General features: G+C 66.1%; 27 protein-coding genes, 3 tRNA genes and 2 pseudogenes. 11 read left to right on the top strand and 21 right to left on the bottom strand.

Going from position 1 to position 25,364, the window contains the following annotated elements; genetic code table 11:
- Positions 1-76 precede the first annotated feature (76 nt).
- Entirely contained in the window at positions 77-1,750 is a 1,674-nt protein-coding gene (locus ABD768_RS24010) for an esterase-like activity of phytase family protein (RefSeq protein WP_344844236.1), read from the bottom strand.
- 104 nt (positions 1,751-1,854) lie between these two features.
- Here ABD768_RS24010 and ABD768_RS24005 point away from each other — a divergent pair, with 104 nt between their 5' ends.
- Together ABD768_RS24005 and ABD768_RS24000 are read left to right on the top strand one after the other, a co-directional pair.
- The gene (locus tag ABD768_RS24005; protein WP_344844233.1) at positions 1,855-2,889 is read left to right on the top strand and encodes an amidohydrolase family protein; all 1,035 of its coding nucleotides are present in this window, start codon (positions 1,855-1,857) and stop codon (positions 2,887-2,889) included.
- 114 nt (positions 2,890-3,003) lie between these two features.
- Positions 3,004-4,605 carry an alpha/beta fold hydrolase gene (locus tag ABD768_RS24000; RefSeq protein ID WP_344844230.1) on the top strand — a complete coding sequence of 534 codons (1,602 nt, stop codon included), beginning with the start codon at positions 3,004-3,006 and terminating at the stop codon, positions 4,603-4,605.
- 150 nt (positions 4,606-4,755) lie between these two features.
- Here ABD768_RS24000 and ABD768_RS23995 read toward each other — a convergent pair whose 3' ends face one another.
- The 3 genes and pseudogenes from ABD768_RS23995 to ABD768_RS43155 form a co-directional block, all read right to left on the bottom strand.
- A complete protein-coding gene (locus tag ABD768_RS23995; RefSeq protein ID WP_344844227.1) occupies positions 4,756-5,373 on the bottom strand; it encodes a hypothetical protein in 618 nt (205 codons plus the stop codon).
- A 127-nt stretch (positions 5,374-5,500) separates the two neighbouring features.
- Positions 5,501-5,734 (bottom strand): hypothetical protein, encoded by a 234-nt coding sequence (locus ABD768_RS23990; RefSeq protein ID WP_344844224.1) that lies wholly within the window; start codon positions 5,732-5,734, stop codon positions 5,501-5,503.
- A 48-nt stretch (positions 5,735-5,782) separates the two neighbouring features.
- Positions 5,783-5,920 (bottom strand): annotated as a pseudogene (locus ABD768_RS43155) (phosphotransferase); the annotation flags it as partial.
- Between the two features lie 579 nt (positions 5,921-6,499).
- On the opposite strand from ABD768_RS43155, the gene ABD768_RS23985 reads away from it, so the two are divergent.
- Both ABD768_RS23985 and ABD768_RS43150 read left to right on the top strand, forming a co-directional pair.
- Positions 6,500-7,339 (top strand): phosphotransferase, encoded by an 840-nt coding sequence (locus tag ABD768_RS23985; RefSeq protein WP_344844221.1) that lies wholly within the window; start codon positions 6,500-6,502, stop codon positions 7,337-7,339.
- A gap of 94 nt (positions 7,340-7,433) precedes the next feature.
- Positions 7,434-7,670, top strand: a pseudogene (locus tag ABD768_RS43150) (Fic/DOC family N-terminal domain-containing protein); the annotation flags it as partial.
- Between the two features lie 134 nt (positions 7,671-7,804).
- Here the strand turns inward: ABD768_RS43150 and ABD768_RS23975 are convergent.
- Positions 7,805-8,053 carry a hypothetical protein gene (locus ABD768_RS23975; RefSeq protein ID WP_344844216.1) on the bottom strand — a complete coding sequence of 83 codons (249 nt, stop codon included), beginning with the start codon at positions 8,051-8,053 and terminating at the stop codon, positions 7,805-7,807.
- Between ABD768_RS23975 and ABD768_RS23970 the strand changes: the two genes are divergently transcribed.
- On the top strand, positions 7,979-8,224 hold the full coding sequence (locus tag ABD768_RS23970; RefSeq protein WP_344845298.1) for a Fic family protein: 246 nt from the start codon (positions 7,979-7,981) through the stop codon (positions 8,222-8,224). The two genes, ABD768_RS23975 and ABD768_RS23970, sit on opposite strands and share 75 nt — an antisense overlap.
- Positions 8,143-8,613, top strand: coding sequence for a hypothetical protein (locus tag ABD768_RS23965; RefSeq protein ID WP_344844214.1), 471 nt, complete (start codon positions 8,143-8,145; stop codon positions 8,611-8,613). The genes ABD768_RS23970 and ABD768_RS23965 overlap by 82 nt, the downstream gene beginning before the upstream one ends.
- A gap of 38 nt (positions 8,614-8,651) precedes the next feature.
- Here the strand turns inward: ABD768_RS23965 and ABD768_RS23960 are convergent, their stop codons facing one another.
- From ABD768_RS23960 to ABD768_RS23920, 9 genes are all read right to left on the bottom strand, one after another.
- Positions 8,652-9,173, bottom strand: coding sequence for a hypothetical protein (locus ABD768_RS23960; protein WP_344844212.1), 522 nt, complete (start codon positions 9,171-9,173; stop codon positions 8,652-8,654).
- Positions 9,174-9,884: 711 nt separating this feature from the next.
- Entirely contained in the window at positions 9,885-10,544 is a 660-nt protein-coding gene (locus ABD768_RS23955) for a DUF6338 family protein (protein ID WP_344844209.1), read from the bottom strand.
- Positions 10,545-10,547: 3 nt separating this feature from the next.
- Complete coding sequence (locus ABD768_RS23950; RefSeq protein WP_344844205.1) at positions 10,548-10,724, bottom strand: hypothetical protein; 177 nt, start codon at positions 10,722-10,724, stop codon at positions 10,548-10,550.
- A 128-nt stretch (positions 10,725-10,852) separates the two neighbouring features.
- Entirely contained in the window at positions 10,853-11,524 is a 672-nt protein-coding gene (locus ABD768_RS23945) for an HAD family hydrolase (protein WP_344844204.1), read from the bottom strand.
- Entirely contained in the window at positions 11,521-12,486 is a 966-nt protein-coding gene (locus ABD768_RS23940) for a GntR family transcriptional regulator (RefSeq protein WP_344844201.1), read from the bottom strand. Before ABD768_RS23940 ends, ABD768_RS23945 begins: the two co-directional genes overlap by 4 nt.
- Before the next feature lie 181 nt (positions 12,487-12,667).
- A complete protein-coding gene (locus tag ABD768_RS23935) occupies positions 12,668-12,973 on the bottom strand; it encodes a DUF6247 family protein (RefSeq protein WP_344844200.1) in 306 nt (101 codons plus the stop codon).
- 416 nt (positions 12,974-13,389) lie between these two features.
- Positions 13,390-13,462 (bottom strand) — tRNA-Phe (locus ABD768_RS23930).
- 47 nt (positions 13,463-13,509) lie between these two features.
- A tRNA-Asp gene (locus ABD768_RS23925) sits at positions 13,510-13,586 on the bottom strand.
- A gap of 59 nt (positions 13,587-13,645) precedes the next feature.
- Positions 13,646-13,718 (bottom strand) — tRNA-Glu (locus tag ABD768_RS23920).
- A gap of 371 nt (positions 13,719-14,089) precedes the next feature.
- On the opposite strand from ABD768_RS23920, the gene ABD768_RS23915 reads away from it, so the two are divergent.
- The gene (locus ABD768_RS23915) at positions 14,090-14,440 is read left to right on the top strand and encodes a metallopeptidase family protein (protein ID WP_344844197.1); all 351 of its coding nucleotides are present in this window, start codon (positions 14,090-14,092) and stop codon (positions 14,438-14,440) included.
- A 106-nt stretch (positions 14,441-14,546) separates the two neighbouring features.
- On the opposite strand, the gene ABD768_RS23910 is transcribed toward ABD768_RS23915, so the two are convergent.
- Entirely contained in the window at positions 14,547-15,275 is a 729-nt protein-coding gene (locus ABD768_RS23910) for a polyprenol monophosphomannose synthase (RefSeq protein ID WP_343970714.1), read from the bottom strand.
- 237 nt (positions 15,276-15,512) lie between these two features.
- On the opposite strand from ABD768_RS23910, the gene ABD768_RS23905 reads away from it, so the two are divergent.
- Positions 15,513-15,635, top strand: coding sequence for a hypothetical protein (locus tag ABD768_RS23905; protein ID WP_343970711.1), 123 nt, complete (start codon positions 15,513-15,515; stop codon positions 15,633-15,635).
- Here ABD768_RS23905 and ABD768_RS23900 read toward each other — a convergent pair.
- From ABD768_RS23900 to ABD768_RS23880, 5 genes are all read right to left on the bottom strand, one after another.
- Positions 15,629-16,213: a D-sedoheptulose-7-phosphate isomerase gene (locus ABD768_RS23900; protein WP_343970708.1), complete on the bottom strand. Its 585-nt coding sequence runs from the start codon at positions 16,211-16,213 to the stop codon at positions 15,629-15,631. The genes ABD768_RS23905 and ABD768_RS23900 overlap by 7 nt on opposite strands.
- 22 nt (positions 16,214-16,235) lie before the next feature.
- Entirely contained in the window at positions 16,236-17,273 is a 1,038-nt protein-coding gene (locus ABD768_RS23895; RefSeq protein WP_343970705.1) for a LacI family DNA-binding transcriptional regulator, read from the bottom strand.
- Between the two features lie 134 nt (positions 17,274-17,407).
- Positions 17,408-18,196: an ATP-binding protein gene (locus tag ABD768_RS23890; RefSeq protein ID WP_343970702.1), complete on the bottom strand. Its 789-nt coding sequence runs from the start codon at positions 18,194-18,196 to the stop codon at positions 17,408-17,410.
- Between the two features lie 173 nt (positions 18,197-18,369).
- Entirely contained in the window at positions 18,370-18,759 is a 390-nt protein-coding gene (locus tag ABD768_RS23885; protein ID WP_343970698.1) for an STAS domain-containing protein, read from the bottom strand.
- 139 nt (positions 18,760-18,898) lie between these two features.
- Complete coding sequence (locus tag ABD768_RS23880; protein ID WP_344844192.1) at positions 18,899-20,266, bottom strand: LVIVD repeat-containing protein; 1,368 nt, start codon at positions 20,264-20,266, stop codon at positions 18,899-18,901.
- Positions 20,267-20,359: 93 nt separating this feature from the next.
- Between ABD768_RS23880 and ABD768_RS23875 the strand changes: the two genes are divergently transcribed.
- The 3 genes from ABD768_RS23875 (at position 20,360) to ABD768_RS23865 (ending at position 23,835) form a co-directional block, all read left to right on the top strand.
- Positions 20,360-21,001, top strand: coding sequence for a DUF305 domain-containing protein (locus ABD768_RS23875; protein WP_343970692.1), 642 nt, complete (start codon positions 20,360-20,362; stop codon positions 20,999-21,001).
- Positions 21,001-21,738 carry a DNA alkylation repair protein gene (locus tag ABD768_RS23870; protein ID WP_344844190.1) on the top strand — a complete coding sequence of 246 codons (738 nt, stop codon included), beginning with the start codon at positions 21,001-21,003 and terminating at the stop codon, positions 21,736-21,738. The genes ABD768_RS23875 and ABD768_RS23870 overlap by 1 nt, the downstream gene beginning before the upstream one ends.
- Before the next feature lie 84 nt (positions 21,739-21,822).
- Positions 21,823-23,835, top strand: a complete 2,013-nt coding sequence (locus ABD768_RS23865) for a neutral/alkaline ceramidase (RefSeq protein ID WP_344844187.1) — start codon at positions 21,823-21,825, stop codon at positions 23,833-23,835.
- Here the strand turns inward: ABD768_RS23865 and ABD768_RS23860 are convergent.
- A complete protein-coding gene (locus tag ABD768_RS23860; RefSeq protein ID WP_343970682.1) occupies positions 23,822-25,324 on the bottom strand; it encodes a DHA2 family efflux MFS transporter permease subunit in 1,503 nt (500 codons plus the stop codon). The genes ABD768_RS23865 and ABD768_RS23860 overlap by 14 nt on opposite strands.
- Positions 25,325-25,364: the final 40 nt, after the last annotated feature.

The raw sequence follows: 25,364 nt of genomic DNA, 5'->3' as shown, positions 1-25,364 counted from the left end.
GGAACTCCTTCGCGTCATCATCGATCATGCGCAAAGGCTGCCATGCCGGGCCCGCGCGAACAGGCCCGGCAACAGCTCAGCGCACGTGGATCGTGACCGTCACGGTCTTCAGGACGGCCGGCAGCTTGGTCGTGTCGACCTTCAGGATCTCCGCGTTGTCAGCCTTGCCCGTCGGCGGCAGCGTCTTCTGATGCACCGTCCACTTGCCATCCGGGTCGACCGCGATGGTGTCGATGCCGAAGTCGTCGTCGTTGGACAGGTACAGCGTGCGCCCGCCGTCCGTCGTCGCGACGCCCTCGACCTTGTCGTGGCCGAAGAACTTGCCGGTCGGATCGAGCTGGCTCACCAGCGTCCCGACGTTGACCACCGGCTGTTTCAGTGCAACCTGTACGCCGGCCCCGGTCAGCGCCGCGAGCGCCGCATTCGTCCCGGCCTGCCCGACGAACGCCTCCGGCGACTTCCCACCAATCGTCAGCCCGCTGACATCCGTTGCCCCGTTGATATCCACAGCATTGAGGCTCTTCAGCGCAAAGGGCTCGAAGTTCCCATCCCGCTCATCCACCAGGAACTTCGTGTTCGTCAGCGCAGTGATCTCGCTGCTCGCCGCACCCGTCGCCTTCGGGTCGTCGAGCAGGTACAGGTACTGCTTGGTCTCGTACGTCCGCAGGTCGATCGTCACGATGCGACTCGGCGAGACGTTGCCCGGCTTGACCGTGCCGAGGTCCGGCTGCTGCAGCGCGGACTGCATCACACCCACCAGCGTCGACCCATCAGGCGTGACCGTCAGCCCCTCCATCCCCTTGTTCTTGGCGCGAAACGCGAGCTCGGCCGGCAAGTACCCGATGATCTGGTGCGACGCGTTGTCGACGCTGTTCCGGTACGGCGTGAGCCGGCCCAACTCGTAGCCCTTGGCATCGAAATGCGTGACGTACGGCCCGTACTCGTCCGACACCCAGAACGTCCCGTCTGGCAGCGCGACGAGCCCTTCGGAGTCATACCCATAAGGATCGCGAGCGACCGGCACCGGCGCACCGCCGTTGGCGTTGGTCGCGTTGACGTCGTCGATCACCTCGCTGGTGTCGTGCGGCGGCCGCCCGCTGTACGGCACCCCACCGAGGCTCTTCGGCCCCTTCAACGTGACCACGCTCTGCAGCCGTGCCTTGCCGTCCATCAGCTTGAACTTGCCGATCTGCGGAACGAAGTCGAGCAGCATCTCCGACTTGTTGCCATCCGGCGCATCCGCGTTCGGCCCACGGTCGGTCAGCCCGTAGAAGGAACCCGTCTTACCCGGTACTGCGGTAAGCGCCGACCCATAACCAGCCCCCGAGATCTCCGTAGTCGTCCCACCCGGCCCGGCGACCTCCGCCCGCGGCGCCAACGGCTCCCCGTTCGACGCGGCATTCCTGAACAACTGCACGGCGTCGGAGGCCGTGTAGGAGAAGGTGTCCACGCCCTTGAACCCGTCCTTGGGCACATACGCGAACGTCCCGTCCGCGTCCACCGTCACCGTCCCGTTGGCCGGATCGGTATGCCGCACGACCGCTGTCGCACCGCGGTCGTTCCGCAGCACATTGCCGTTCACCCGGCCATGCCCGGAGAACCCGTCGGCGACGACCCGGAAGTCGTGCGACGGATTGGCCGGCCACCCAGCGGCCTGGGTCGCGACAGTGCCGGTGCCCACCACGGCGGCAGCGGCGCCGATAGCGACGGCGATCCGGGTGCGCCGGCGGAAGAAGAGTCGTGAAGTCATACCCCTGAACCTGTCCTTCAGCGGTGAATTTCGCGCCGGCCTTCGGTGAACTCTCAGAGCGAGAATCGCGGGCCTTGAACCTGTGATCACGGAGGATGCCGGGTATGACGCGCTGGGTGTTCGACGGGGTCGGTCTGCCGGCCGGGGAGCAGGTCCATGTCGAGGCCGGGACCGGTGATCCGGAGCCGCTGCCGGGCCGGTTCATCCTGCCCGGGCTGGTGGATTCGCACTGTCATCTGACCGTCGGGATCACCGAACGCGGTCCGGTCCCGCTCGACGAAGCGGCCGCCCGGGCGATGCTCGAGGATCTCGGGCAGGCGGGGGTGCGGGCAGTACGGGATGTTGGCGGCGATCGCTCGGTCACGCTCAAGCTCGCCGCCGGGCCAGAGGACGGACGGCCACTCGTCCTCGCCGCCGGGCGGTTCGTCGCACCGGAAGGCGGCTACTTCCCAGGCCTGTACGAACCGGTGCCCGCCGAGCATCTGCTGGCCACGGTCGAGGCCGAGCTCGACGCCGGAGCCACTTGGATCAAGCTGGTCGGCGACTTCCCGCCTGTCGGGCCGGACGGGCCGCTCCGGGGCAGCCCGATGACTCCCAACTACGAGGTCGACGCTGTCGGGCAGCTGATCGCGGCCGTGCATGCGCGGGGTGCCCGGGTGGCGGCTCACACCCAAAGCGAGTTCGTCGGGGAGCTGATCCGGCTGGGCGTCGACTCGGTCGAGCACGGCACGGTGATCACCGCGGAGGATCTCGAAGTACTCGGTGCTCGCGGTGGGGCCTGGACGCCGACGATCACCGCGTACGGCCCGCCCAACCCGGATGACGAGCCAGAACGAGTCGAGAAGCGCCGGGCGCTCGACGAGCGGCTGACCGCGTTGCTGCCGGTTGCCCGGCGGTACGGCGTACAGGTGCTCGCTGGCTCCGACATGGTCGGGACCGTCGCCGGCGAGGTCGACCAGCTCGCCAAACACGGCCTGACCGTGACCCAAGCGCTGGAGGCTGCCACGACGTCGGCCATCGACTTCCTCGGCCTGACCGGGGTCGACGACCTCGTCACGTACGACGCCGATCCGCGCGATGACGCGGAAATTCTGGCTTCACCGACTGCCGTCGTACTCCGCGGCCACCGCATTCGCTGAAACCCTGCCCAAAGGGGCCGCCGTCAATGATTACCCTTGGTTGGCTGGGCGGATAGGCGAGCCCCCTTGTTTCTTTCCCTGCTGTGGGTTCAGGATGCCTCTCGGGAGGAATTCATGAGAATCCGACGTTTGGTTGTTGCTGCCACAGTGTCGTCCGCATTGGTCGCGGGGGTGGTATCGATCCCCGCCGCGACCGCCGTGCCGGCGTCGCCACCTGCCCCGGCCGGCTATACGCCGCCACCCGTGCAATGGGGAGCCTGCACGATTCCGCGCCTGGTGAATGCCGGTGCGCAATGCGGTTTCGTCACCGTACCGCTCGACTACAGCCGTCCGAACGGCACGAAGATCCAGCTCGCGGTGTCCCGGGTGAAGCACAAGACGCCCGACGCGCAGGCGCAGGGCCCGATGCTGGTGAACCCGGGTGGCCCGGGCGGCTCCGGCCTGATCTACGCGATCTTCGGCGACTTCGTCCCGGCCGGCGCCGGTGACTCCTACGACTGGATCGGCTTCGACCCCCGCGGCGTCGGCGCGAGCAAGCCCGCGCTGAGCTGCATCCCGGATGTTGCCGGGTACAACCGTCCGTACTACGTGCCGATCACCCCGAAGATCGAGCAGACCTGGATCAAGCGCTCCAAGGCCTACGCGAAGGCCTGCGACGCCAACCAGCACGCGCTGCTCGGCCACCTGAAGACCACCGACTCGGCGCAGGACATGGAGAGTATCCGCAAGGCGCTCGGCGCGCCGCAGATCAACTATTACGGATTCTCGTACGGCACGTACCTCGGCCAGGTGTACGGCACCCTCTACCCGTCGCATCTGCGCCGGGTCATCTTCGACGGCGTCGTCGACGCGCGGCGGGTCTGGTACCAGGCCAACCTCGACCAGGACGTCGCCTTCAACAAGAGCATCAAGGTGTTCTTCGCGTACGTCGCCGCGCACGACTCGACCTGGCACCTCGGCAAGACCGAAGCCGTCGTCGAGCGCCGCTACTACTCCGAACTCCACAAGCTCATCGGCCATCCCGCCGACGGCAAGATCGGCCCCGACGAGTGGAACGACATCTTCACCCAGGCCGGGTACTACGTGTACGGCTGGGTCGACGTCGCCGACGCCTTCGCTGCCTGGGTCCACGACCGTAACGCCGCACCGCTGGTCGAGCTCTACGGCGGCCCGCCCTTCGACGACAACGGTTACGCCGTCTACCTGGGCGTCCAGTGCACCGACACCCAGTGGCCCACCAACGCGAACAAGGTCCGCATCGACAACTGGCGCACCTACGCCCAGGCCCCGTTCCTGACCTGGGGCAACGCCTGGTTCAACGCCCCCTGCGCCTACTGGGCCGCCAAGGCCGGCCGCCCCGTCAAGATCGACGGCCGCAAGGTCAAGAGCCTCCTCCTGATCAACGAAACCCTGGACGCAGCCACCCCGTACTCCGGAGCCATCCAAACCCGCAAGATCTTCCCGCACTCCGCCCTGATCGAAGGCGTAGGCGGCACCACCCACGCAGGCTCCCTCTCCGGCGTAGCTTGCACCGACGACCGAATCGTCGCCTACCTACAAACCGGAGCCCTGCCAACCCGCAAGCCAGGCAACCGCTCCGACCTCCAATGCGACCCGGTCCCCGCCCCCGAACCCGCCGCGGCCACGGCCTCCGCCACCGCCAAATCCACCAAGGCAACCACCCCCCTCCGCACCTCCCTACCGATGTACCACTAACGACCGGACAGCGGCGAAGGGCCCACGCGCCCTTCGCCGCTCGCTCCACCGTCGCTCCCCGCTCCGGGACGCTCCCAGTGGTACTGATCGCGAGACCAGCTGAATCGCGTGGTCAACGGCGAGAACTGGAATGCATTCCAGCCCTGCCGCTCATTGCGTTGCCCGGGGCACCCCAACCGGTGGCGTCTGCCGTGCCGAGCGAAGTACAGCTACGACAGCGCCGATCATCCACAGCGCAAAGGCCACAGACGCCATCCCCCCGCTCCAGAAGCCGGCCATGCACAGCACGACAACGGCGTACGACACCCACACCGCCCATCTCGGCAAGGCATGCGCCTGCTGAGCGATCCGCGTCGTGACAGCGACCACCACACCGCAGCCGACCAGCCCTGTGAGCGCAAGAACTTGGCCGGCCATGCCAAGCGATCGGACAGTGTTCGGATCAGCCGTGAAATCGTCCGACCAAGCCGCGAACGCATTCCCCACGTCAAGCGAAACCCCGGTAATCATCAGCCCACCGAACATCGCCGCAGCCGGCACGATCGCGTGCGCCAGCGGATCGCCCCCAGAAAGTCGATCCAGCACCCGCCGCAAACCAGTAGCGAACCAGAGCAGCAGCGCAACCCCCGCAGCGAGCACAGGCACCCCGATGCCGGCCGCAGCCTGCCGCCCGTCGTCATTGAGCCTCTCGAGAATGTCCGAGTCCGACATACTCGCGTCGTCGACTCCCACCAGGTAGCAAAGCGCCACCGCAACCACGAGCAGCACAACCGAAGCCGCCCCCGCCCACCCCGCACGCCGAAGCGCCCCTGACTCGTCCACACCGCCTCCCCACGGTCACTCCGAGTCTGCGCGCCCACCAACCCCACCAGCAAGGGCCGAGCGCCGCGCGGTGTCAGGGCGTCAACAACTCGGCGTTCTCCCGCACCCACCGCACCTCGGCAGCCCCCCGCACCTGACTGCCCTCAGCAACCCAGCTCCTCTGCGGCTCCACCCCCGCCTCAGCCAGCGACAACTCCAGCGCCATGGTCATCTCCATCCTGCTGGCGATCGCCTCACCGACATCAAACGCCGGCAACTCGCCATAAGCCTCCAAGAAGGCCCGTACCCGACCAGCCCGATCAGGCACCGCCGGAAAGTGATGCCACTTCAACGCATGCTCATCACTACGCGCCGGCGCAAACCACTGCAGCGCATAAGCAACGTCATCAACCCGAGGCCCACGATGCAAGAAGTCCCAATCGAACAACCCCACAGCCTCGTCCCCAACCCACGCCATGTTCCAAGGCCCAACATCCCCGTGACACCACACCATCTCCGCCCCACTCACCACCTCAGGCGCACAGAACACCGCACCCTGCGGCGGCTCCCACCCCACAGACGCATCATGAACCCTCCGCAACAACCGCCCCGCAGACCTCACCCCCGCCTCAGAATGCTGATGCCCCCAGCAATCGCGCCCCGCATCTCCTTCGATTGCGACCAGCCGCTCGACATTCCCATCAACCGCAATCGGCTCCGGAACACACTTCAGCCCCTGCCGCCCCATGTACCGCAGAAACCCATGCACAGTCGGCGTCCAAGCAGACGCAGGCCTAGTGACGACACCGCGCTCGATCGAGATCCGCCGCAACGCATCGATGCCATCCTCAGCCGCCGCCATAACCGGACCCTAACCGCGCCCAATCCCCAACCGCACCAAGATTTCACCCAGATGCACTCCAGACCATCGACCTCGAGAAGCCGGCACCGAGACACTCTCAACCAGTTGGGCCGCCGCATGTTGCGATGAGCAAAGATCCCCGCCTCCGGTAGTACTGCCCGAAATGCGTGGCCGGCCCGAAAACCAGAGGTCCGAACAAGACGACGAAGGTAGCCTCACCGAATCATGGAGATGCCCGACGTCAAACGTGCGATCGCCGCCGCGACTTCGTTAGCCGCCTCGTTCGACCTACCAACCAGCGACGCAACCGTCCTCCACAACTCGAACAAGCTGGCACTGCGGCTGACCCCATGCAACGTCCTGGCCCGCGTAGCCCACGTCGGCCAAGAGGTCGCCGAACTCGAAGTCGACCTAGCTCAACGCCTCGCCGGGACCGGAAGCCCAGTAGGAGCCCTCGACCCCCGGGTCAACCCGCTCGTCTACATCCGCGACGGCTTCGCAATAACCCTCTGGACCTACTACGAGCCCGCAACACCTCACCTTGCACCAGCCGACTACGCCAAGGCCCTCCAGCAACTACACGCCGGCATGCGCAGGCTCGACGTCGCGACCCCACATTTCACAGACCGAATCGCCGAGGCCCAAAAGGTCGTCGCCAGCCCACACCTCTCGCCGGCCCTCTCCGACGCAGACCGCACATTCCTCAGCAACAAGCTGACCACTCTGCGACAAGCCATCGAAAACCGCGGCGCCCCAGAGCAACTCCTCCACGGCGAGCCACATCCAGGCAACCTACTCAGCACGAAACTCGGCCCGCTGTTCATCGACCTCGAGACCTGCTGCCGCGGACCGGTCGAGTTCGACCTCGCCCACGCTCCCGAAGAAGTCTGCGACTACTACCCCGACATCGACCAGGACCTGCTGGCCGACTGCCGACAACTAGTCCTCGCCATGATCGCCGCCTGGCGCTGGGAACGAGGCGACCAGTTCCCAAACGGTAGGCACCACGGAGAAGAGCTCCTCCGCCGGCTACGAGACGATTCGGCCCTCGACCTCCGACACAACTACTGATCTGAGGTCAGTCTGCGGGGCTAACCTGGACTAACATCGCCCTAAGTCCAGGTTAGTTAGATAACCTGGACTTAACGACGAGTACACAGCGTACGTGCCTGACCTGCTCAGCGCCCATGCGTTGGACTTCAGTGCCGAACTCGAGGCGGACATCGTCGATGCCGAACGTGCCCTGGCAGCCTTCGGCGGACCCGGTGAGCACAATCTGGAGCAACTGGCCCGGTTCTTGCTCCGAGCCGAGGCCGTCGCGTCGTCCAAGATCGAGGGCCTGCAGGTCAACAGCCGCCGGCTCGCCCGACATGAAGCCAAGTTGGCGGCCGGAGTACAGGACAAGGACGCGACCGCCGACGCCGTTCTGGGCAACGTCAAAGCCATGAACCACGCTGTGCAGTCGGTTGCGGTGGTCGACAGGGTCGAGGTGAAGGACCTTCTCGACATTCACGGGGCTCTGATGGAGCACTCGGATCAACCCGAGATCGCCGGTCTGATCAGAACCAAACAGAACTGGATCGGTGGCAACAACTTCAATCCCTGCCAGGCCGCCTTCGTGCCGCCGCCACCGGAGTACGTCGAAGCATTGATGGAGGATCTGTGCGAGTTCGTCAATCGCGATGACTTGCCTGGCACCGTGCAGGCCGGATTGGCCATGCGCAATTCGAGACGATCCACCCTTTCGCGGACGGGAACGGCCGAACCGGTCGTGCTCTCATCCATGTCGTCCTCAAGAGGCGAGAGCTGGCGAGTGACTTCATCCCGCCATCAGCCTTGCGCTGGCGACTCGCGCCTCGGCATACGTCGACGCCTTGTCCAGCTTCAGATACACAGGACCCCCGGACGGAGAAGCGGCGCTCGCTGGCATCCGCGACTGGCTGGATCTCTTCCTGACCGCGACCCGGCGAGTCACGGCCGACCCGGCTGCCCTGCAAACAAATCTGGCGACGCTGGAGCTGGAGTGGCGAGCCACACTCAAACCAAGCAAGGGCAGCGCGGCCGAACGCCTGCTTCCCGAGTTGATCGGGCATCCGGTGATCACCGGAGAAGACGTCATGCAATTGACCGGCGCGAGCAGGTCTGCCGCGTTCGCAGCCATGGAGAGCTATGTCGACGCGGGAATCCTCCAGCCAGTCGGCAATCAGCAGCGCTCCCGCCTCTACGAGGCTCCGAAGGTGTTCGCAGTCCTCACCAACTACGAGCGCGCCTCCGCCACCGAGTCCGGCGATACCCGGCAGGAGCAACCGAACCGCCCGGTCCCTTACCGCCAGAACCATTCTTGAGGTTCCGTGCAGACCTGCGCCAGCGAGACGGTCCCGTGTTACCCCAAGAAGTCGATGTAGCGTTCCGACGTGGTGCATTCGGACGACCCGAAACTGAGCGGCCCACTGTCGAAATCGCAGTCCATCGTGCGAAGGCGAGCATTGTTCTCCGGCCACTGGAAGTCACATCGCGCCCACGTCCCGAAACCGTGCGCGTTCCTGCAGACATAGATGTTGTTTACGGCGAAGCCGATCTGCCCGAGCGCCGATCGGCCGTCGCTGTTGGTGTCCCGCACGAAGACCACGTCCGCGTCCCGCTTGATGCACACCGCGGCGTTCGGGTGACTGCCGTCGTTGTTGTCCCACAGACAAAGGTCAGTCCGTGCGCGAACCTGGTCAGACGTGAGGTCGACCTGTTCACCGGTTCCACAGGTAAGCCAGTCGAACGAGCAAGAATCGAAGTAGCCCCCATCAGCGTGAGCACGGGGAAGAGGCGCCGCCCCAGGAACGACGATCAGCCCGAACCCGAGTACAACACTCGCGGCGATGGCAGCAACGCGACGTATGCCCTTGCGCAACATTCTCGAACCTCCTCGTCGAGGCGTGACCGAGCGACAGTGAAACACACACGTCCGGGCGGTGTGAACGGCCCGACCCCGGTCGGAATCCAGCATCCGAAACCCTCCGCGCAGCGAGTCCCCCACATCCCGCCGAGCCGACCGACAGTCGTCGCACAGACAATCCATGAGGCGAGCAAAGAGCGGGCCACCTGTGGCTGTGGGTGTGGCGGCCGTCAGCCGACAACGCCTAGCAAGGACCGGCCACGATTCGATGACGTGAGCAGAGCCCAATTGCTGCAGGGACCGGTGGCCACCGCACGACAGCGCTAAGTCGGGCGACAGCCCGTCACCGCAGCGACAGCCCCCGAAGGCCGGGGGTAGCCGGTACTTCCGGCGGCAGCCAGCAAGGTGCCGGCGGAGCCGGAGGGTGGGCGGGAGCGCGCGTAGCGGGCGGCTGGAGGAGCGGAGCGACGGAAGCTGGCCGCGGAGGTCGCGTGGGAAGAAGAAAACCCTCTCCGGTGGGCGGAGAGGGTTGGTGTCGAAGGGTGGTTTGGGGGCGGTCTCGAACCGCCGACCTTCCGCTTTTCAGTTCGACAGAATCGTTCGCGCGAGGCTTTGGGTCCGTTGCAGTGGGGACCTGGGCGGCGGGCGATGTTGGTGGGTGACGCTGGCTGTTGCTGGACCGGTCGCTGGACCGGTCATGGTCGCTGGGAGAGCAGGATCAGCCCGTCGTCACGACTTCTTCTTTGGCTCCGGTCGAATTTTGATCATCACAATGTCGGAAGACTTGACCACTACGTATTTCCAATAGTCTTGCTCTTCCTTCTCGCTGCCTTTCCGCTGGACTGTCAGTCCAGGACCTTTGAAGGAGATATCGCGCTCGTCGGTGCTCTGTCCGGCACTGTAGAAATCGACGAAGCCCCAAATGAGGGTGCCATCCGTCAACTCGGCTAGAACCCAGGCGACCTTGTCCTTAGGCAGGTCACCTTGGAACAGTTGATACCAGACGCTCGTCTTCACGATGGAGGCGGCAGTACGAGGCTTGACCTTGTCTATGGCGTATGCGGCAAAGCCCGCGATGGCGCAGGCGAGTGCAACTTCGATCAAGATCGACGTTGTGACCAGCCACAGGTGTGATTCGAGATAGCTGTTGCCTTTATCAATCCATGCGGCCAGGTCAACAAGTAGCTTAGGTGCTAGTCGACTAGCTCCGATCAGCAAGGTGATAGAGACTGTCGTAAAAATCAAGCTCGTGAAAGCAACGCGACTGGCTTCCCGAAAGGCGGTTTCCTCTAGGGTGGGCCTGGCGCGTTCGCGCCGAAGCTGATAAAGGAGTCCAGGTGCTATGAGCCCGAGGAATGCGTACAGCGTCGCAATGCCATCCGGAATCACCTGTCAGCCCTGGGTCTTGCCTGGCTGGTCGCCGTCTCCGCCTCGTCCGGCATCGCGGATCTCCTGATTTCGCCGGGCTTCCTCGCGTGCAGCCTCGGCAAGCTCCTTCGCTTGCCTTGCCGCCTCTTCGGCCCGTCGAGCCGCTGCCTCCGCTCGCGAGGCTGCGTCATCGTCGCTCATAAGCTTTGCATCCCTTCGGGAACCGGCTATTCGTCTATTTCGCAACGGTTTACCACAGGAAACCTCCGCTAGGTACCCCTGGGAATGGTTGGAATGCAAGAAGGAGCGATCTAGCATCAGGCTTGGCCTCAGCGGATCGCTTCCGCCAGGTCGAACATGTCAGTTAGCACGGCGGAGGCCTCTTTGAACGCCTCGGTTTTGCCGGGCTTGTTCGCGTAGCCGATCGTCGAGACACCTGCTGCTCGCCCAGCCTCGATATCGGTCGTCTGATCACCGATGAAGACGCAGGAGGACGGGTAAACGCCGAGCGTTCTGATGGCTCTGTCGATGAGGTGGGGGGCGGGCTTCATTAATGTCGGATCGGCCGGGTTGCGTCCCTCTATGTGTGCCACGCCTTCTGTGAGCCCAACTCTCGCGAGGTACTCAACGACGGCTTTCGCGTAGTTGTTGCTCACTATTGCCACAAGGCGTCCGCTAGCTGTGCATGCCGCGATGGATTCGGCTGCGCCGGGTGTTGGACGGGCGGTTTCGATCGCCGTCAGTTCGGCCTTCTGGAGAGCGGCCTCCAGCTGCTGGGCTAGCTCCGAATCGTCGGCGGCGGCGAGGAGCAGTTCGTGCGGGCTGGAGGCCTGCTCCAAGGTAGGTGCCAGTTCGCCGCGAATCTGGCGGGCCAGTTCCCGTAGTTCCTGGGTGATCTGTGGAGCTGGGTAGCCGTCGAAGAGTGAGCAGATTGGGCCGTCGAAGTCGAAGAGGACACCTTCTGCGGAGCGGAGGATCTGGGCCAGGGGATCGGTGGTCACAGGTCGCGGACCTGTCCGAGTGTTCCCCAGAGGCTGTCGAACCAGCGACGGGCCTGGTCGACGTATTGCGAGCCTGTGGCGCGGTCATCGTCGCTGATGGAGTGGTGGAAGAGGACAGTGTCTTTGCCGACGGCATCGAAAGTTGAGACGGGTTTGCCATCGATCTCAACGTCTCGTTCTACGACTGGGTAGAAGCCGAAGAAGACCTCTTCTTCGTTCAGGGCGTAGAGCTTGAACATCATCGGTATGCCGACGACGCGCAGTTCTGCGGAGACCTTGGAGACCAGGCCCAGCTCGCCGAGTTCGCGGATTGATTCGAGGATCTCTCCGGCTGAGCGGTGCGCGATTTTCTCGATGCGTCCTCTGACTGCGGGGTCGTCGCCTGGGTTTTTGCCAGCGCGGGACGGTACGGCCATGGGCTGGGAGAGGTCCGGCAGGAGCATCCGGATTGTGATGGCCTGGGGAGTGAGGCGGCCGCGTCGGATGCGGTCGATGGGTTCTTCGAGAGCGCCTAGGAGTGTCTCGCCGGTTAGGCCGGCAAAGTCGATGGTCACCGAGTCGCGCTCGAAAGCTTTCTCGATGTGCGGGCGGAGGCCGACTGCCTGGTCGGCTTGCTCGCGGACGTATACGCCGCTGCCTACGCGGGACACGATCAGCCCTTCGTCCCGCAGTACCCGTGGGGACTGCTGGATGGTCATGCGAGCGACGCCGTACTGAGTGGATAGGTCGTTCTGGGATGGGAGTTTCTCCCCCGCCTTGAACTTGTGCGTGAGGATCGCCGTGCGCAGCGCGTTGGCGACCTGCTTGTACGGCGGACGCGGGTCAGTCGGGTCTAGCTGCTGCTTCGTCTCACCATCGATCCGAGCGATCGCTGTGGTAGCGCCGGAGTGGTCGTCAGTCGGCTCGATCCGTCTATCAACCATCGGGGCGACAGGTCGCAGAGTGGCCGGCTGCTCAGTCATGGTTCTCCTTGGGAGTAGGCGTGGCCATTCCCGCCCGGCATCGCGGAGCGCTGGTCAGACTGGGGCGGTTCAGCAGACCCAGCTGACGTCGAAGATCTTGACCTATTCGCGGTCGTTGACAAGGAAGGACAACAGTCCGAATTCGCCGAAGGTGCATTGCAGGAGGTTTGGCCTGTCTGCGTCAAGGGTCAATAGATCCCCGTCTGTCGAACCAGGCCGTTATTGCCTGCTCGGCCGGCACGAACTCGTCGGTTCGGTCGTCGCGGGTGGCTTGCAGCGCTTGGTCGTAACCGGGATCGGAATACGCCGCCGCTCGCAGACGCCATAGGTGCAAGACGTCTCGCAGTTGCGGGAAGCGCGATACTTCGTGCGCGGCGTCGAGAGCGCCGCGGTATTCGCTGAGGAACTGCTCGTGCCACTTGGCTGGTAGCAGGCGGAGGATCTGGCTGGGGTCCTCCAGCGAGCCCTGCCTCGGCTGACCAGTCATGCCACCAAATTACTCTGAGCAGCAGCACTGCCTGCGGTCTTCGCATTGAGAGTCCACGAGACGAGCAACGAGCAGGCGGAGTTGGACGTGGGGTGGGGCAGACCTCAATTGGCGTCGCCGAGCAAGATCGCCGTGCGTGAGCGGGTGGCGTGAGTGAGGCCACTTGGCGCAGGGGCACGTGGTCACCGCGCGACAGCGCATAGTCGGGCGATAGCCCGCAACCGCGGCGGCAGCCGCAGACGCCGGCGACAGCCGGTATGTCCGGCGGCAGCAGGCAGGCTGCCGGCGGAGCCGGAGGGTGGGCGGGAGCGCGCGTAGCGGGCGGCTGGAGGAGCGGAGCGACGGAAGCTGGCCGCGGAGGTCGCGTGGGAAAGAAAAACCCTCTCCGGATCGCGGAGAGGGTTGGTGTCGAAGGGTGGTCAGGGGCGGTCTCGAACCGCCGACCTTCCGCTTTTCAGGCGGACGCTCTACCAGCTGAGCTACCTGACCGGGAGAGATAAATGGCGGCGGTGTGTGGACACCCGCCGCCACTCTCCTGGCGACCCAGACGGGACTCGAACCCGCGACCTCCGCCGTGACAGGGCGGCACGCTAACCAACTGCGCTACTGGGCCTAGCAACTCGATGATGCTACACCATCATTCGAGCCTTTATTACAACGGCCTTTTGACCGTATCCCCAACGGGATTCGAACCCGCGTTACCGCCTTGAAAGGGCAGCGTCCTAGGCCACTAGACGATGGGGACTCGGACCGCGGGAGCCGAAGCTCCGGGGACATCGGTAAGCATAGAGGAGGACGGGCCGAGGTCCAAAACGAGTTCTGGTGATGGAGGACACGGTCGGGATGGCGAGGGCGGGGAGGACATTCGACGGGGGCCTCAGGAGGCGCTGGACGGGCCGTAGGCAGCCTGGGGAGGAGTTGCTCGGCGGATGGGGCAGTTGGGCGGCGCGACGGCCGCTGCAGGCGCGGAGGCGGCCGCGGGAGGCAGCGGGGGGAGGCAGCGAGAGGGGAGCCGGCAGAGCGAACAGGGAGCCGGTGCTTCGGGATGGCGGCGCTGGTGGGGGTCGGCAAGGCGACGGTCTGAAGCGGTGTGGAACGCATCACTAGGCTGGCGGAGTGATCGAGATGAGCCGGGCGGATTTCGAGGTGCTGGTGTCCGAGGCGCTGGATCAGGTGCCGGGACAGTTGGCGGCGTTGATCGACAACGTGGCGGTGTTTGTCGAGGACGACGCGCCGGACAGCGATCCGCATCTGCTCGGGATCTACGAGGGCATCCCGCTGACCGAGCGCGGGCACTACTACGGCGGCGTGCTGCCCGACCGGATCACGATCTACCGCAACCCGACGCTGCGGATCTGCGAGACGGTCGAGGACGTCGTCGAGGAGGTGCACATCACCGTGGTGCACGAGATCGCGCATCACTTCGGCATCGACGACGCCCGCCTGCACGAGCTCGGCTACGGCTGATCAGTCGGCACGCAGCACGCAGGCACAGCACTCCGGTACGCCGGTACGCCCGCGCACACCAACAAGCCGCCCGGCCCAAGGCCGAGCGGCTGCGACGACGAAGTACTCAGGAGCGCTTGAAGAGCAGCTTCCACGGCATCAGCGCCGACTCGAGCTGCACCTTGATGCTCATCTTCGAGGCCCCGACCGTGCGCTCCTCGAACCGGATCGGCGTCTCCGCGATCCGCCGCCCCTGCCGCACCGCGCGGTAGTTCATCTCGACCTGGAACGAGTACCCGTTGCTCTGGATCGTCGACACGTCGATCGCGCGCAGGGTGTCCGCCTTCCAGGCCTTGAAGCCGGCCGTGGCGTCCTTCACGTGCAGGCGCAGGATCGTGTTCACGTAGACGTTCGCGAACGCCGACAGCAGCCGCCGGTGCCAGGCCCACTCGGCCGCGGCCTCGCCACCCTCGACGTACCGCGAACCGATCACCACGGCGGCGTCGGTGGTCTGCAGGATCTCGACCATGGTCGGGATCACCGAGGCGGGGTGGGACAGGTCGGCGTCCATCTGGATCACGATGTCGGCGTTCTCGTCCAGCGCCCGGCTGATGCCGGCGATGTAGGCGCGGCCGAGGCCGTCCTTCTCGGTCCGGTGCAGGACGGAGACCTCCGTCGGCGCGGCCTTGGCCAGCTCGTCGGCGACGTCGCCGGTGCCGTCGGGGGAGTTGTCGTCGACGACCAGCATCTGCAGCCCGGGCAGCTTCAGGTCGGACAGCAGCGCCGCCAGGACGGGCAGGTTCTCCCGCTCGTTGTAGGTCGGCACCACCACGATGATCTTGGCGCTCTCAGCCATTCTCATTCCTTCGTCAAAGCCTTCACCGGACAAGTGTCCCGTACCGGGTGTACTTCGGCGCTTGCGGCGCCCAGGCACGCACCTCGCGCCACTTGAGCAGCATCCACGATGCTCCGCATCGAGGACGCTCCTCAAGCACCACGATGCACGCACCTGGGCGCCGCAATCACTCGAACTACACCCGGTACGGGACACAGGACGCTATCGCATCAACTGTTCGAACCACGCAATGGTGACGTGATCGAAGATTGCAGTACGGCGTACAAGACGGGCCGGCGCCTTCGCGACGGCCTGTGCGAGCAGGCCGCCGCGAAGGCGCTGGCGGGTAGTGGGCGGATGGGTGGGGCGGTCGATCAGTAGGCGGCGGCCCACTGGTCGACGAGTTCGCTGACCATGTGCAGGGCCAGCAGGTGCATCTCCTGGATCCTGGCCGTCTCCTCGGCCGGTACTACGAGCGCGAGGTCGGCCGCCGCAGCCAGCCCGATCCCGCGTCGTGAGGTGAAGGCCACCGAGCAGGCTCCGGCGTTTCGGGCCGCCTCCAGCCCCTTGACCACGGTCGGAGAGGTACCGGAGGTGCTGAAGCCGACGACCATGTCTCCCGGCCGGACGAGCGCCTGGACCTGGCGGGAGAACACGTCGTCGTAGCCGTAGTCGTTCGCGATGCAACTGGTCACGGCCGCGTCCCCGACCAGGGCTACGGCGGGCAGCGGCCGCCGTTCCCTGAGGTAGCGGCCGATGAGTTCACCGACCAGGTGCTGTGCGTCGGCAGCGGACCCACCGTTGCCGTAGGTGTAGAGCACTCCGCCGGTGTCGAGTCGGCGGATGAGCTCGTCGGCGATCGCCTGGATCGCGTCCAGCTGGCTGTGCATCGCCTCGGCGACCTCGGTGTGGCGCTCGAGCTGCCTGGCGATGACCCGGTCTACATAGAGTTGTGTCATGTGCCGGTGGTACGCCAGAAATTCAGTTTCTGGGAGCGGGTCCGGTGGATCCACGGACAACAAGACGTGGCGCAACTCGCACGATTCGCCGCCGGGCGGGCAGTTCGTCCCTGATTCTGGCCAGTAATAGTTGCGCAGAGCTACGACCCAGATCCACAGTGTGCTGATCCACCGTCGTAATCGCGGGTTGGACCAACGACATCCACGGCACGTCGTCATATGCGGCGAGGCTGATTTTGTTCGGTATCCGGAGTCTCCGGCGCTTCAATTCGGCCAATGCGCCCTGGGCGAGCACGTTGTTGGCCGACAGGATCGCGGTCACGTGCTGCTCGTCGAGCAGCTCGCGGGTGGTCTGCTTGGCCGCCTCGGCGTCGAAGCTGGTGAAGACGATCAGGTCCTCGTCCAGCTCCAGCCCGGCGTCCTCGTAAGCCGCCCGGAACCCGGCCAGCCGGCCCGCCCCGGTCGACCACTTGGTCTCGTCGATCAGCAGGCCGATCCGCTCGTGGCCGAGCCCGAGCAGGTGCTCGGTCAGCTCCCGCGCGCCGGCCTTGTTGTCGCTCAGCACCGCGTCGCCGCCGCGCCCGAGCTGCCGGTCGGCCGAGACCACGTGGATCCCGTTGTCCTGCAGCATCTTCGGGCAGGCAGCCGCGACCGGCGTCACGATCACCCCGGCGACCTGCATCGCCAGCAGCGTCTCCGCGGCGTGCATCTCCTCTTCGGGGTCGCCGTTGTCGTTCACCAGGATCATCTGGTGCCCCTCGAACCGGAGCACCTCCTCGATCCCGGCGGCCAGATCGGCGTAGAACGGGTTGCGCAGATCGGAGATCAGCACCCCGATCGCGGTCGACGTGCGGCTGCGCAGGTTGCGGGCCATGTGGTTCGGCACGTAGCCGAGCCGCTGGGCGGCCGCCTGGACACGTTCGCGGACCTCTGGTGAGGCGTAGCCCCGGGTATGCAGGGCGCGCGACACAGTCGACGGCGAGACGCCTGCCTCCCGGGCGACGTCCTGCACGGTCGGCCGGCTCTGCTGCTTCCTGGAATCCCCGGTCACACGCGTCATGTTAGGGCCACTGCCGTCAATTAGTGCCTCTTTGGCTCCATCGTGAGCAAAGCGCCGCACAGGTGAGCGCCTGTACTGCGTATTCCGCGTCCCCGCACAGGGATGTCGATTGCCCGCTCAGCGTCCCGATCCGGCTACAGACCGTTGCGCCAGCTGTTGTTGATCGCCACCCGCGCGTTCGGCGAGCGCAGCCGGATCGTCGCCCAGACGAGCTTGCCGCCGCTCGACGTCGGATTGGCACCCCAGGAGGTCGCCAGGGTCGCGACGATGCCCAGTCCCATTCCGCCCTCGCGGACGCCCAGCGGGCGGCGTACCGGCAGGTCTGGGCTGCCGTCAGAGACTGCGACGGTCAGCACCTGCCGGCGGAGCTCCAGCCGCAGGTCGGCGTCCGTGTGGGCGTGCCGGACCACGTTGGCGACCAGTTCCGAGGTGATCGCGACCGCGTCCTCGGCGACCTCTTCGCAGTGCCACAGCTCGCAGACGGAGGCGACGAACCGGCGAGCGGTCGAGGCGCTGTGCGGCACGGGAGCCAGTCTGAGCTTGCTGAGCTGCCGGGCCGGCGGGTTGCGGATGGACGCCAGCGCCGTGGCGAGATCGGGGAAGACGGGGATGAAGCGGGAGATCAGCTCCGAGTGCCGTTGCAGTTCGTGGCTGCGGTTGCGGCCGGTGACGAGTACGAACGGGGTGCCGGACCAGTCCGCGACCTGCCGGGCGAGGTTGGTGAAGACGCTGAGCGAGTAGGCGCGGGCGAGGACGAGGTCCTGCAGCATCACGATCACCGCCGCGGGCTGGTCGGCCAGCCGGCGGGCCAGGAAGGTCCGCAACTGCGGAGCGGTGGTCAGTTCGAGTGTTCCCGATGGGCTGACCACGACCGCCTCCCCGACGGTCCGGACGCCGATCGCCAATGAAGTCCGTCGACCCATAAGCATCCCCCTCCCCAGGCAGCCGCGACGTTCCCCCCGCCGGTCGTGCGGCAACGTTGCCATCTCCCGATCATGGCCCGGCAGTAACTCAGCGTTCCCGCCCTCGGCGCCGGTCAATCATTTCCGGTCCGCCCGGTATCGCACAGTTACTTCCGGTACTCCGGAAGCCGCGCTCAGGTCGGGCGGTGCTGGAGGGCGTCGTCGACCGAGGCGAAGATGCTGAAGTCGCGGCCGAGGCCGGTGATGGTCAGTGGGCGGTCGACCGGACGGCCGACCCCCACCAATGCGAGATCGATGCCATGTTGCCCCGCAAGTTGCCGCGCCTCGACCAGATTTCCCAACCCGGCCGAACTGCAGAACGTCACCGCGGACACCTCGATCAGCACCAGCTTGGCCGGCGGCGCGATCGCCGCGCGGATCGCTTCGGCGGCGAAGTCGGTGGTGGCGATGTCGATCTCACCGGACAGCCGGACCACCAGGATGCCGGGCCGAAGTTCCTCGGTGACGGCGCCGAACGTCGTCCGGATCATCTCGCCGTCACCGTGATCGGGCTGACTCGTCACGCTGTTTCTCCCCCGGGTGCTTCCGCGACGCCGGTCGGTCCTGGCGCGGTGGACAACAGCCCTGGGATCACCGTATGCCCGAACACTCACGCGTCACAACGGTTGTTTTGCCCGTGACCCCGGAGCAATGCGGAATCGTTTACTTGGATGCGGGCTGGGTCTGCACGTTCAGCTCGTCCAGCTTCACCCGCTTTGCCGGATCGGTGCGCGAGTCATCGATCCGGAAGACATCGAAGGCCTTGACCGATTCAGTCCCGTAGATGGCGCCGTTGTAGTAGTACGCGGACCAGTACCCGCCGAAGTCGGCCGGTTCGATCGGCGGCCGGTCGAAGTACCCGATCTCGGTCGGATGGGCCGAGTCGGTGAAGTCCCAGACCGAGAAGCCACCCTGGTACCAGGCCTGCACCATGATGTCGCGGCCGCGGGCAGGGATCAGCGAACCGTTGTGGGAGACGCAGTTCTCCCCGGCGGCCTGATGCCGTGGAATCTTGAAGTAGCTGCGGAAGACGAACTTCTTGTGGTCGAGGTCGAAGACCGCCGTGGCGCCCTTGTTCGGGCCGACCTCGGCGCTGCACTCCGCTCCGCTGCCGCCGCCGAGCTCGTCCATGAAGACGACCTTGGTGCCGTTGTGGTTGAAGGTGGCGCCGTGCCAGAAGGAGAAGTTCGCCGCGTCCTGGACCCGGTCGAGCACCTTCGGCCGCTCGGGCTTGGAGATATCCAGCAGGATGCCGTCACCCATGCATGCCGCCGCTGCGATGTCGCGCGCGGGGAAGGCGGTGATGTCGTGGCAACCGCTGGTCGCGCGACCGGTCGGGCTGCCGGGGAATCCGCCGTCGGGGAACAGTACGGGCGAGGCGACCACGGCCGCGTCCTCAGGGTGCTCGACCGGCACCTTGATGATGTCGATCAGGTCGTTCGGCGGCTGGCAGTCCGGGTATGCGGCATTGGGGCTGTAGGACGAGTTGTAGATGTAGAGCTCGCGCTTCGACTTGGCCGGGATCAGCGTGTGCGTGTGCGAGCCGCAGTGGGTCTCGACGGCAGCGACGTACCGGGGGTTGGCCGGGTCCTTGACGTCGAAGATCTTGATCCCTTCCCAGGATTCCTTGATCGTCGCCGACTGCGCGACGCTCTGGCAGGAGTTGTCGCTGCGGGAGGAGTCGGTACTGAGGAAGAGCAGCCCGTTCGAGATGCTGATGTCGTTCTGGCTGCCCGGGCAGGACACCTGGCTCACCAGTCGCGGGTCGGCCGGGTCGCCGATGTCGTAGATGGCGAAGCCGGAGTAGTTGCCGACGTAGGCCAGCCGGCCGGCGAACGCGATGTCGGTGTTGATCCCGTTGGCCAGCGGTCCGCTCATCGGCGCGCTGGCCAGGTGGGTGATGTTGTCGCTCTTGGTCGCGCCGGTCTCCGGTGGCGCGGGCGCCTCGGCACTCGCGATGCCGGCCGATCCGGCGACGAGAGCGAGGGCAAAGGTGAGACTGGCGAGCGTGCGGGGGCGGCCTGCGCGCATGCTGTGGTCCCTTCTGGACTAGTCGGGCGGTTCTCCAGCCTAAGCGTGATAGACACTGTCCGGAAGCGATTTGCCACAGGGAGTGAGGCCCACGTGACGTTTTCTGCGCGAACGTGCTGGATTGCCGTGCTGCTGGCCGCCGCGACGCTGACCGGGTGCAGCTCCGATCCGAAGCCGCAGGCCGCGCCGACCGGTCCGCCGGTGATCGTGCCCGGTACGCCGGGTGGCCCGAACAAGACCGTCACCGCCCTGCCCAGCACCGCCCAGACCGTCGACCCGGACGACGTCGCCTTCCTGAGCGACATGATGATCCACCACACCCAAGCGCTGCAGATGGCCGAATGGGCCCGTACGACGGCATCGAACGCGCGGGTCAAAGCCCTGGCCGACCGGATCCGGGTCGGCCAGAAGCCGGAGATCGAGTCGATGCGCCAGCTCCTCGTCAAGGCCGGCCAGACCCCGCCGGACCTCGAGCACGTGCAGCACATGGACCACAGCAAGATGCCGGGGATGGCCACCCGGGCCGAGCTGACCACCCTGCAACAGGCGCGCGGCAAGGCCTTCGACGAACTGTTCCTGACTCTGATGATCAAGCATCATGAGGGGGCGGTGACGATGAGCGCCGAGCAGCTCGAGAACGGCTCGGACATCCGTATCGGCGAGCTGGCCCAGGAGGTCAGCGTCACCCAGACGAAGGAGATCAGCACGATGAAGGCGCTGCAGAAGGAGCTCTAGTGCCCCAAGAGGTCGACGACCTGCTCCGCGAGATCGACGCGGCGGCCGATCCGGCGATCGCCGAGGCGCTCGCCCGCTACTTCCAGGTCAAGCCGGGTGGCTACGGCGAGGGCGACCAGATGATCGGCGTCAAGCTCTCCACCCTGCGCCTCATTCTCAAGCCGTACCTCCGCACGACGCTCCCGTTGCCGGCGATCGAGGAGGCGCTGGCCAGCCCGATCCACGAACACCGGCTGGCGATCCTCTGCCTGCTGGCCGACCGCGCGACCCGAGCCGTCAAGCCCCGTACTGCGAATCCCGCGGATCTGACCGCGATCTACGACCTGTACCTGCGCAACACGAAGTACATCGACAACTGGGACCTGGTCGACTGCAGCGCCCCCGAGATCGTCGGCGGTCAGCTGCTCGACCATCCGCGCGACCCGCTCTACCAATTGATTGCCTCCAGCAACCTCTGGGAACGCCGGATCGCCCTGGTCGCCACCCACAAGCTGATCCGGGCCGGCGAAACCGAAGACACCTTCGCCCTGGCCGCGATGGTCCTCGACGACCGCGAGGACCTCATCCACAAGGCCTCCGGCTGGATGCTCCGTGAGGCCGGCAAGCACACTGCTCCCACCGAACTCCTGGCCTTCCTTGACCAGCACGCCACTCGAATGCCCCGCACGATGCTCCGCTACGCCATCGAACGCCTCCCAGCGGAGACCCGGCAGCACTACCTGCACCTCGGTAAGTGACGAGGTCTTCACAGACTGCGATCAAAACAGTACTCTCCGGTAAAGATGAAATTGGCTCAGCTTTGACCGGACTGAGGAGACTTCATGCGTCGCCGCCCCCGCTCGCTTGTTGCTGTGCTCGCCCTGGCGCTGGTCGCCACCGGGGTGAGCGTCAATCGGACTCCCTCCGCGCAAGCCGTCGATACGGCGTACCTGGTGGGGCGGGGGATCTCCGACATCACCGGCCCGGCCGCCGAGAACGGAATGATGGGGTACTCGAAGTTCGGCCAGAACACGACCGGGATCCATCAGCGGTTGCGGGCCCGGGCCTTCGTCGCGGTCGAGCAGGCGACCGGGCAGCGAGTCGCCTACGTCAACTCGGATCTGGGGATGATCTTCCAGGCGCAGCGCGATGCCGTGCTGGTGAAGCTGCAGGCGAAGTACGGGGACCTGTACTCCGAGCGCAACGTGTTGCTGTCCGCAACGCACACGCACAGCGGGCCGGGTGGGCAGTCGCACAACCTGGCGTACAACCTGTCGATCTACGGATTCCAGAAGCAGGCCTTCGACGCGACCGTCGACGGGATCGTCGAGGCGATCACCCAGGCGCATCAGAATCTCGCGCCGGGCAGCATCAGCCTCGGCAGGTCGACGTTGACCAACGCCAGCGTCAACCGCTCGAGGATTGCCTTCGACCAGAACCCAGCTGCCGACAAGGCCGCCTTCCCGCAGGCGATCGACCCGGCGGTGACCGTACTGCGGTTCCAGCAAGGCGGCTCCGACATCGGCGCGATCAGCTGGTTCGCCACCCACGCGACCTCGATCACCAACGAGAACACGCTGATCAGCCCGGACAACAAAGGCTATGCGGCCTACCGCTGGGAGCACGACGAGAAAGGTGTCCGCTACCTCGACGAGAGTCAGGGCTTCGTTGCCGCGTTTCCCAACACGAACGCCGGCGACATGTCGCCCAACCTCAACCTCAAGCCGGGTTCCGGCCCGACCGAGGACCCGTTGCTCAATCAGCAGATCCTCGGCGACCGCCAGCAACAGGCCGCCGAGCAGGCCTACAACGGGCCGCGGGCAACGATCACCGGCAGCCTCGACGCCCGGATGCGATATGTCGACATGTCGGCTGTTCAGGTCGATCCGCGGTACACGCCCGACGGTGAGGCGCATCGCACCTGCCCGGGGGTCGTCGGCGCCTCCACGCTGGCCGGCAGTGTCGAGGACGGCCCGGCCATCGCGATCATCCCCGAGGGCGTGACGAACCCGTTCTTCGAAGCGCTCAAGCCGTTCAAGGTCGACGTCGCGCCGTGGCTGATCAGCTGCCAGTCGCCGAAGCTGGCCGCGGTACCGACCGGGTTGCTGCAGGCGACGCCGGACATCGTGCCGATCCAGCTGGTCAAGCTCGGCCAGTTCTACCTGGTCGCGATGCCGGGCGAGGTGACGATCGTGGCCGGCCTGCGGCTTCGGCGGACGGTCGCGGGGGAGCTCGGCGTACCGATCGAGAACGTGTTGGTCTCGGGTTACTCCAACGCCTACAGCTCGTACGTGACGACGCCGGAGGAGTATCAGCTGCAGCAGTACGAAGGCGGCTCGACGCTGTTCGGGAAGTACACGCTGCCGGCGTACCAGCAGGAGTTCGCCGGACTGGCCAAAGCACTGAAGGCCGGTACGCCGGTACCGCCCGGGACTCATCCCCCGAAGCCGATCACGGCCGAGCTCAACCTGCAGACGGGCGTGGTGTTCGACGCGCCGCCGCCGTTCAAGTCGTTCGGCCAGGTGCTGACGGATGCGGCCCCGCAGTACCAGCGTGGAGCGACTGTCTCGGTGGTGTTCGTGACCGGGCATCCCAAGAACAACCTGCACCGCAATGGCACGTTCCTCGAGGTGCAGCGTCAAGTTGGTGGCCAATGGCAACGAGTTGCCGACGACGGCGACTGGAACACCACCTACCGCTGGGAGCGCGGCGGCCTGGCCGACTCGAAGGCGACCATCACCTGGAAGGCGACCGAACCCGGCACCTACCGGATCGTCCACCACGGCGACTCGAAGGCGCTGAACGGCACCATCACGCCGTTCACCGGGACGTCTCGCACCTTCACGGTGTCGTAGCAGCAGCCTCCGGAGTCGCCGGCGGCGGAGAGACCAGCGGGCAGTGCGTGTAGTGCTGCTCCTCCGCGGCCGGTGGCTTCGAGGCCTTCCCCGGAGCCAGCGTCACCCAGGCCAGTGCAGCACCCAGGACGGCCAGGCCGGACGAGATCCACATCGCCATCCGGAAGCCGTCACTGAAGGCGGCGGGATCCCGGTAGGAGTCGCCGGTGATGCCGGCCGCCAGCGGGATCGCGGCGACTGCCATCAGCTGGGCAGTCCGCGCGATGGCGTTGTTGACTCCGGAGGCGACGCCGGCGTGGTGGTCCTCGACCGCGTTCAGCACTGTCGAGGTGAGCGGGGCCACGGTGCAGACCAGGCCGATGCCCAGGACGATCACTGACGGCAGTACGGCGGTGAGGTAGCTCGCGCCGGGCTTGACCCGCATCATCAGCAGGAAGCCGGCGGCCATGAAGAGCGGCCCGACCGTCATGTGGATCCGGGCGCCGATGATCTCCGACAGTTGGCCCGCGTAGCCCGACAAGGTCAACATGAGCAGGGTCATCGGCAGCAACGCAGCGCCGGCCTCGAGCGCTCCGTACCCGAGTGCCGTCTGCAGGAATACGACCAGCAGGAAGGTGGCCGTGCCCAGCGCGCCGTAGACGGCGATGGTGACCAGGTTCGCGCCGGTGAAGCGCAGGTTCTTGAAGATCCCCGGCGGCAGGATCGGGTGCGAGCTGCGCCGCTCGACCTCGACGAAGGCCGCGAGACCGAGTACGCCGATCGCCAGCGTGCTCAGCACCAGGGCGTCGCCGAAGCCGCGATCGCCGGCGCTGATCAAGCCGAAGGTCACCCCGGCCAGGCCGACCGTCGCGAGCACGGCGCCGGCCACGTCGAGCTTGCCGGCCATCGTCTCGTCGCGGGTCTCCGGTACGTGCCTCAGCGTGACCAGCACGGTGGCCGCCGCGAGCGGCAGGTTGAGCACGAAGATCCATCGCCACGAACCGCTGTCCACCAGCGTCCCGCCCACGAACGGGCCGACCGCGGCGGCGACCGAGGTGAGCCCGGACCAGGTGCCGACCGCCTTGGCGCGGTCCGACTGTTTGAAGCTCGTCTGCAGGATCGCGAGGCTGCCCGGGGTGAGCAGCGCGCCGCCGATTCCCTGCAGGATCCGCCCGGCGATCATCACCTCGAGGTTCGGTGCGACCGCGCAGACGAGCGATGCGAGCGCGAACCAGATGACGCCGGTGACGAAGGTCTTGCGACGGCCGAGCCGGTCACCGAGCGAACCGCTCAGCAGGATCAGCGACGCGAGCATCAGCATGTAGCCGTTGACGATCCACTGCAGACCCGAGATCTCGGCGTTCAGGTCCTCGCCCATCGCGGGCAGCGCGACGTTCACGACCGTGCCGTCCAGGAATGCCATCCCGGAACCGAGCGCGGTGGCGGCCAGCACCCAGCGGCCCCGCGCGGTACCGAGGGCGATGGGCCCCGCGGCCTGTGTGTTGACCATGCCAACAGCTTAAGCGCTTCAAATACCCACCGTCCCGTGG

The sequence above is a fragment of the Kribbella ginsengisoli genome (assembly GCF_039537185.1).
Taxonomy (GTDB): Bacteria; Actinomycetota; Actinomycetes; order Propionibacteriales; family Kribbellaceae; genus Kribbella; species Kribbella koreensis.
The sequence above is the reverse complement of the archived record's forward strand: the minus strand, read 5'-3'. Positions and strand labels throughout refer to the sequence as shown.